Source organism: Bacillus sp. MM2020_4 (assembly GCF_011250555.1).
Lineage (GTDB): Bacteria > Bacillota > Bacilli > Bacillales > Cytobacillaceae > Neobacillus.
In genome coordinates this window covers 20,967-27,332 of record NZ_JAANMZ010000055.1, presented here as the reverse complement: position 1 = coordinate 27,332, position 6,366 = coordinate 20,967, and the positions used below count along the sequence as shown (strand labels likewise).

The window sequence follows — 6,366 nt, the reverse complement described above, 5'->3', positions numbered from 1 at the left end:
CCTATAGAGGTGCCAAAGATGAACATTTTTGAAGGAATTGATTTTAATACAATGCAATTAATAGGACCAATAGTTTTATTAGTTGTAACTATGATTTTAACTACTTTCTTATTTAAGCTTATATTTGGTTGGTTACCAAAAAGCTTATTTAATTTCCTCCTTGGACCAATAGCTCTTCTGGGAGCTTATATATGGGCTATTCCTATGAACATGGGTTTCTACGAATTATTTAAGTAGTTCTTTAGGCATCAATATTGATGCCTAATTTACTTCGAAAAAATTTAAAACATTACATTGATACTAAAAACCACATAACCCTCTTTCTGCTCATAATTAGTAATATATGTAATCTCACAAAGAAGACTATCACCTGTATAATGATCCCGATCGTATTCAAGGAGCTCCACAGTATCTCCGACTTGATAATCTCTATCGTTTTTTCGAATTTCAAATGTTTTAAGCCCCTCACGAACAGCACTAAAATATTCAGGTAATATCTTTAGATCATGTGTCAATTTTCTTCCTTCTTGAATCATCCTATCACCTTCTTTGTTTTACAATTTATTTTGGAATGTGCATTAAACTGTTTCAAACTCAACTTCAACAAATTCAAAATGCTTCATAATGTTTGTGTAGCCGAAATTGCAAATCGCATCTTCGCCGTATCGTTCATAAATCAACTGTTCATGTATCTTCAAATTTTCTATATATGACTCTTTATTTGGGATTATCAAAGCTTTGCTCAAATCTTGAGTAAGCCAGTCAAGTTCCTCGCTTTCTTCTGCTGCAAAGTAATAATCCCCAGTCATATCTTCTTCTTTTGATTCTTCTCGTAACCTTAAAACCCACGCATCTTTCATTTTTATCCTCCTTTCGATATGTCGCATTTGGTTTCGAACTACAAAGTAAAGACTTCACTTTCCCATCCACACTTGCAAGTATATTTCCACCATATAGTACAACCATTTTTTTCTCTTTTTAGTATCTTTCCAGTAGATACAGAACGTTCGTAGGCTATTTCTTCTCCGCCTACTTCTTTAATTTTTTTATTCTTACAAACTGGACATTTTTCCAAAAAACTCACCTCACTACTTCACAATTTGGTTCGACTATTACAGAATATCTTCGAAATGTGTCTTATTTAAAAATGTTGTAATACAGTGATATTGATAAAACTAAACAAATAATATCGTCCAATATTCTTGGAGTTATTTGTCCATATATCAACTTTTCAACTAGCGACCAAATTCCACCAACAACTAGAAAAATTAGCATTACCCAGAAAATTGCTTGTAGCATTTTTTCACTTCCTTTTGCGACGCTTTTTCGTTCAACTTCTACGGAATAGGCTCGAAGTATGACGTTTTGATATAAATTTGAACAAATTGTGACATTTTTAATAAACCAATTGTCCGCACTTCCACTTTTTGCTATATTTTTCAAGTGAATATTTGTAAATAGGAGCCATTTTTATGTTAACAATGCCGATTAATGATAAAAAAAGTAATTTATTATTAATAATCAAGTCCTTAAGAAAAGATATGATTCAAGCTGGTTTAAAAGATGGACTTGCAAGTAAAAAAACTATAGCAATCAGTCAACAGCTTGATGAATATATAGCAAAATATCAAATGATATAGTAAATATTACTTCGCATTTTAGTTTAAAATCGTCTAACTCCACCGAAATTCGACAAATTATTCTAATTTGCTATAGCTGGCTTATAACGGTTATGCTTCACGCTAAACTCTGGTAGATTCGCTCTTACTAACGCCTCGGCAAATGGTGGCGGAACTGCATTACCGCATCGGGCCACTTGCTTTGTTTTCGGATATGGCTTACCTTCAAAATCCTTATCTATGATGTAATTTGATGGAAAACCTTGAGCGGCGTACAATTCATGAGGTTGTAACATTCTCATTCCAATATCGATAATTTGATAATCTTGCCCCTTCAAAGTGACTAATCCGAATCGATCTCTTGTTGTTATCGTGTGAAGTGGCTCTTTAATTGATTGACCAACATCACTGCCATAGTATTTCATTAAGAAAGCATTTACTAATCCGAATCGATTTGCTGTAGGAATTGTTGCAATAGGTTCTTGTAAAGTTTGGCCTCTAACTCCATTTTCAGTAGTTTCTGTATAATAGGTTGCTAGAAATGGAGTAACAAGGCAGTGTTCTGCTTTGGTAGTAATTGTAGTTAATGGCTTTTCCAAACTGTATTGCAATCTATCTCCACCAAATCCGGTTTGACCAATTCTTACGATGAATGGTTTGGGGTTATTTATAACAAAACGTTCTATCCCTCGAGCGATTCGACGCAACGTATTTTCTGCAAGAGGCTTTTTCCGTTCAAAAATAGACGGAGTGCCAATATCCCAATCAATAATTTCTGAAGCTGTGCGCCATGGTTGCAATCTCCCTGTTTGTACAGGCAAGCTTTGCGGATCTCCGTGTGTTGGTTCGGGCCATTCAATAGGGCATCCGTCACATCTTGCAATCATGAAGAATCTTTTTCTTATCGTCGGAGCCCCGTAATCACATGCTCTCAATTCTTTAAACTGCACTTCATATCCCAATGCTTTCAATGCCTTCACAAAAGATTGAAACGTCTTGCCTTTTTTCGCCTCATCTGGATAACCATCTTTTAACGGACCCCAAGTTTTAAACTCTTCAACATTTTCCAACATGATTACTCTAGGTTTAACTGCAATGGCCCACTTAACGGCAATCCATGCCAGCCCCCGAATATTTTTATCTACTGGTTTACCACCTTTCGCTTTGCTGAAATGCTTGCAATCTGGCGAAAACCAAGCAAGGCCAACTTTTCGCCCTTTGACTGCTTTGACTGGATCAACATCCCATACCGATTCGCAATAGTGCTCAGTATCTGGGTGGTTAGCCTTATGCATAGCAATGGCAGCTGGGTCATGATTAATGGCAATGTCTACTGATAGGCCTGTTGCCATTTCAATACCAGTAGAAGCGCCCCCTCCACCAGCGAAGTTATCTACAACTATTTCTCTGAATAAATCAAGCTGCACCAATTTCACTCCTCTACCTAAAAGTCGAATATTGACATTTGTACGTAATTAACTATTTCAGGCTCACTTTCTACTAAAATCAGATCGTTTTCCTCAAAATCGATATCAAAATCAGGGATTTCTTGATCGATGATGTCAAGGATCGTTTCCTGAAAATCCGTAAACCAATGAAGAGGAAAACAACCTCTACACTCTTTTAAAGCCATGTCACTATAAAAATATCCGTGAGTAACTTTTGATTTAATATAATAATTTTTTAGTTCGACAGATTTATAACCTCTTTTTCTCCAAATCAACCTAGCCTTATAGAGCTTCTCAGGATCAAAACTAACTAACCTTATTTCCGGCTCATCTGGCCACTGTTCTTCTTCGAGAACTTGAAAGTATCTTTCTTGAAAACAGCCCATATGTGCTCCCTCATTAGGGAACTTTGAAACGTAGTAATGATTGTCCCCGTTCGGAAAAAGATAATAGCTTGTCCCTTTTTGAAGGACAGCTGTATAGCCGGTATCAATACAAATTCCTTGCAACATTATCTCTTCAACTCCCAATCAGAATGCCCCAAATAGGCCACCTGTCCTTTGATTTATTTTTTCATCCCTTGCCAATTGGATAATCGCGAAGAGGATCTCGTCTGGATCATCTCGATCAAAGTATGCAGCCATCTTTCTAGGGGACATTCCATCATTCCATAACTCAGCCAATTTATTTAAGTCTGATTCTTCCCAGAAAAAGTTTAATTCTTCGCAGACAATCTTAAGTTTTTTCCAGGCCATTTTTTAGACCACCCGTCAAGCTGAGATAATCTTCTCAGCCTTTTCTTTTGCTCTTTCGTTTAATTCATAAACTGCAGCATTTGCATCATGATCCTTGCAATATTTCAACAAAAATTGATTTAGCTTTTTATGAAAATCCTGACTATCAGAATTTGTTTTTAAGATAAATACATTATTCAATTTGGCAACCTCCTAATTTTCTGTACCACCATAAGACTTTTGATGGTACAGACCTTCAAGTATAATTGATTCATAGATTAAAATTTTTCACGATCATCAAAAATGATTCCACTGGTTTTGCCTGCATAGGTTTCAATGATGGTACGCCCGTGGTGGACTGCCTCATAGACTTTTGCTTTGCCAAGACGCCCATCTAAAACAATAATTTTCACTTTCTCTGATTCTATTTTTTCGGTAATCGACATATCATCATTAATAATTATTTCTTGTGCTCTGCTGCTCATATATGAACACCTCGTTTTATGATATAATTAAGGTGTTCAAGTCGATTTTTGCCGAGCGTTGCTGCGCCTGGCATTTTTTATTTCTCTAATTTTTGGATAATCATCTTCCCACCGTCTTTTCCACTCGTTTAGTGCGCTTTGGACTCCGATTTGACCGAGTTTGTGCAGCTGATAAAGGTGCATGGTGGGATAAGGATTTTGCTTCATTTACATATTCTTCTCTAATGACTTTACGCTGCCACGCTAATTGCTCCTTATCCATTTTTCCTCCGATTCTGGGGCCATCTCCAATCTGCGACTCTTTGAGGTTTTCTGCTTTTAGGCACTCTAGTATTTTTGTATTCTTCCAATTGTTCTGGAGTTAAGTAAGAAATCGAAACAGTCGAAGGCATTGCTTTTCCTTCCTTCACCTGACCAAATAGATCATGCCTTTCTTCACATACGGACGAACAGTATAATTTGCCTGCAGCTATTTGAAAATCTTTACCACAATTACAACATTGGTTGTTCAAAATATATCCTCCTCTGCAACTCCTTTAATGCATGACCTCGATAGTCCCTGCAGTATCTTGCGAGATAATAGAGTTGTCCTAGTGTTAAGTACCTCATTCCTCCACCTGTCGAACTGGGTTGTCTCCGCATTTCTCATGCTTATGTAGTACTTCCAATTCCGTGAGTGATAATTCATACAGCTGCCGACCATCCTCGCTTTTCGTGTAACCAACACTAATTAAATCGCGAATAATACGGCTTTTCCTTTTTTCAACCGCTTCTCTCAGTTGGGCCATTCTTAATTTTCCTGCTTTCTCAATTTCTTTAGCTTATCTTCAAATGCTTTTTTCTTTGCCGCGGCATCACTTGGAACATTTGGTGTTTCCAGTTCTGGTTTCGACTCATTAAACCACTCCGGTATTATCTCTGTCCGTATGGGCTTACCGTTTTTTCTCGGTCTATTCTGCTGTTTTGCCTTTTGTTCTCTAAAGGCTAATAAGGCAGAATGTACTTGCTCAACGGATGTGTATTTCTTTTCAGCCCAGTTACGCAGGATCCTGTCAACATAGGTCCAATTCTTCGCCCCATACTCGACTGCTATTTTCATAGCTTCTAAGACTAAGTTCTCCGATAAGTCTTTACACCATGCATCCATTTTTTCACCAATGTATGGACTGATTGTCCCGAATCCATTCGCTTCGAAAAATGTTATAAGAGGATCGCGCGCGGGCGCTTCTTTTTCTTCTTCTCTTTTATTTGTAGTAATCTCTGTAGTAATCTCTGGTATTGCTCTTTCACCGTGAAAGTTCGAATCGTCACCATGAAAAATGGAGTCGTCATTTTGAAAATCCGAATTTTCATTTTGAAAGCCCGATTCGTCATTTTGAAAGTTCGAATCGTCATTCGTGTTTTTAGTAATTTCAAAGTCGATTCGATACCCATCTAGAACAAACCCCATTACAAACAAAGCCTTTTGAATCGCCGTGATATTCACTCTGTATTGCATGGTTTTATCCCACTTATATTTGGGATTTCTTCTTGCGCTTAGCCAACCAGAGGAAATGAGCTTGTCTAAATAACGCCTCATTGTAGCCTCTGAGTTTGTGATCATGCATTCATCTGCAAGATCCTCAGCTGTCTTATAAATCCAGCCATTCTGATATTCAAGACTGGTAGAGTCAACGTTTTCAGTTGAAAGTCTACCTTTTTCTTCAGCAATAAACTTATCAAAATCGGAAACTCTTTCGGACCAGTAAATCATTTGATTTAATACAATGGCTAATTTATAGTCGCCTGTGAGCTCCACCAGCTCTTCTTTAATAACAACTTTTTTGGTTCTCCTAGTCATTTAAGTCTCCCCTTACCTTGCCGTCTTTTCCCCTGCTGTCTTTCAATTATGGGACGATCACATACGGCAAAAGGATTTTTCACTTCGATTAATTCGTATCCTTCATATCTTGTTAAATAATCAACAACAATCGCCCTAAAATCGTGGTCAGATAACGACGGCTCCTGCTTTAGGATCCAATGAGGCAGCAATACATTGCTCGCGTTAGGTGTAGGCAACATGGATTATGCCTCTATAAAA

14 protein-coding genes are annotated in these 6,366 nt (G+C 37.4%); 2 read left to right on the top strand and 12 right to left on the bottom strand.

The annotated features are described in order from the left end of the window. Nucleotides 1–237: hypothetical protein (locus G6554_RS22515; protein ID WP_242692168.1), on the top strand; the 237-nt coding region annotated here is incomplete at its 5' end. Between the two features lie 44 nt (nt 238–281). Here G6554_RS22515 and G6554_RS22510 read toward each other — a convergent pair. Beyond that, nucleotides 282–536: an ASCH/PUA domain-containing protein gene (locus G6554_RS22510; RefSeq protein WP_166246038.1), complete on the bottom strand. Its 255-nt coding sequence runs from the start codon at nt 534–536 to the stop codon at nt 282–284. A gap of 42 nt (nt 537–578) precedes the next feature. Then, nucleotides 579–860 (bottom strand): hypothetical protein, encoded by a 282-nt coding sequence (locus G6554_RS22505; protein ID WP_166246036.1) that lies wholly within the window; start codon nt 858–860, stop codon nt 579–581. 612 nt (nt 861–1,472) lie between these two features. On the opposite strand from G6554_RS22505, the gene G6554_RS22500 reads away from it, so the two are divergent. Then, complete coding sequence (locus tag G6554_RS22500) at nt 1,473–1,640, top strand: aspartyl-phosphate phosphatase Spo0E family protein (RefSeq protein WP_166246034.1); 168 nt, start codon at nt 1,473–1,475, stop codon at nt 1,638–1,640. Between the two features lie 62 nt (nt 1,641–1,702). Here G6554_RS22500 and G6554_RS22495 read toward each other — a convergent pair whose 3' ends face one another. The 10 genes from G6554_RS22495 to G6554_RS22450 all read right to left on the bottom strand — a co-directional run bounded on the left by G6554_RS22495 (nt 1,703) and on the right by G6554_RS22450 (nt 6,347). After that, nucleotides 1,703–3,046 (bottom strand): DNA cytosine methyltransferase, encoded by a 1,344-nt coding sequence (locus tag G6554_RS22495; protein ID WP_481747929.1) that lies wholly within the window; start codon nt 3,044–3,046, stop codon nt 1,703–1,705. 17 nt (nt 3,047–3,063) lie between these two features. Then, nucleotides 3,064–3,597, bottom strand: a complete 534-nt coding sequence (locus G6554_RS22490; protein WP_166246030.1) for a hypothetical protein — start codon at nt 3,595–3,597, stop codon at nt 3,064–3,066. Continuing rightward, complete coding sequence (locus G6554_RS22485; protein WP_166246028.1) at nt 3,598–3,822, bottom strand: hypothetical protein; 225 nt, start codon at nt 3,820–3,822, stop codon at nt 3,598–3,600. Nucleotides 3,823–3,837: 15 nt separating this feature from the next. Then, nucleotides 3,838–4,002: a hypothetical protein gene (locus G6554_RS22480; protein ID WP_166246026.1), complete on the bottom strand. Its 165-nt coding sequence runs from the start codon at nt 4,000–4,002 to the stop codon at nt 3,838–3,840. Between the two features lie 77 nt (nt 4,003–4,079). Continuing rightward, nucleotides 4,080–4,286 (bottom strand): XtrA/YqaO family protein, encoded by a 207-nt coding sequence (locus G6554_RS22475; RefSeq protein WP_166246024.1) that lies wholly within the window; start codon nt 4,284–4,286, stop codon nt 4,080–4,082. Nucleotides 4,287–4,386: 100 nt separating this feature from the next. After that, nucleotides 4,387–4,548, bottom strand: a complete 162-nt coding sequence (locus G6554_RS22470; protein WP_166246022.1) for a hypothetical protein — start codon at nt 4,546–4,548, stop codon at nt 4,387–4,389. Further along, nucleotides 4,541–4,798 carry a hypothetical protein gene (locus G6554_RS22465; RefSeq protein WP_166245983.1) on the bottom strand — a complete coding sequence of 86 codons (258 nt, stop codon included), beginning with the start codon at nt 4,796–4,798 and terminating at the stop codon, nt 4,541–4,543. Before G6554_RS22465 ends, G6554_RS22470 begins: the two co-directional genes overlap by 8 nt. 93 nt (nt 4,799–4,891) lie before the next feature. Beyond that, nucleotides 4,892–5,074, bottom strand: a complete 183-nt coding sequence (gene fbpA, locus G6554_RS22460; protein WP_166246020.1) for a Fur-regulated basic protein FbpA — start codon at nt 5,072–5,074, stop codon at nt 4,892–4,894. A gap of 2 nt (nt 5,075–5,076) precedes the next feature. Beyond that, nucleotides 5,077–6,126: a DnaD domain-containing protein gene (locus tag G6554_RS22455; RefSeq protein WP_166246018.1), complete on the bottom strand. Its 1,050-nt coding sequence runs from the start codon at nt 6,124–6,126 to the stop codon at nt 5,077–5,079. After that, nucleotides 6,123–6,347 (bottom strand): hypothetical protein, encoded by a 225-nt coding sequence (locus G6554_RS22450; protein WP_166246017.1) that lies wholly within the window; start codon nt 6,345–6,347, stop codon nt 6,123–6,125. Before G6554_RS22450 ends, G6554_RS22455 begins: the two co-directional genes overlap by 4 nt. Nucleotides 6,348–6,366 lie beyond the last annotated feature (19 nt).

Coding starts and splice junctions, on each gene's coding strand:
- G6554_RS22470 (WP_166246022.1), bottom strand. CDS start 4,548: ATGGATAAGGAGCAATTAGCGTGGCAGCGTAAAGTCATTAGAGAAGAA.
- G6554_RS22455 (WP_166246018.1), bottom strand. CDS start 6,126: ATGACTAGGAGAACCAAAAAAGTTGTTATTAAAGAAGAGCTGGTGGAG.
- G6554_RS22485 (WP_166246028.1), bottom strand. CDS start 3,822: ATGGCCTGGAAAAAACTTAAGATTGTCTGCGAAGAATTAAACTTTTTC.
- G6554_RS22505 (WP_166246036.1), bottom strand. CDS start 860: ATGAAAGATGCGTGGGTTTTAAGGTTACGAGAAGAATCAAAAGAAGAA.
- G6554_RS22450 (WP_166246017.1), bottom strand. CDS start 6,347: ATGTTGCCTACACCTAACGCGAGCAATGTATTGCTGCCTCATTGGATC.
- fbpA (WP_166246020.1), bottom strand. CDS start 5,074: ATGGCCCAACTGAGAGAAGCGGTTGAAAAAAGGAAAAGCCGTATTATT.
- G6554_RS22510 (WP_166246038.1), bottom strand. CDS start 536: ATGATTCAAGAAGGAAGAAAATTGACACATGATCTAAAGATATTACCT.
- G6554_RS22500 (WP_166246034.1), top strand. CDS start 1,473: ATGTTAACAATGCCGATTAATGATAAAAAAAGTAATTTATTATTAATA.
- G6554_RS22475 (WP_166246024.1), bottom strand. CDS start 4,286: ATGAGCAGCAGAGCACAAGAAATAATTATTAATGATGATATGTCGATT.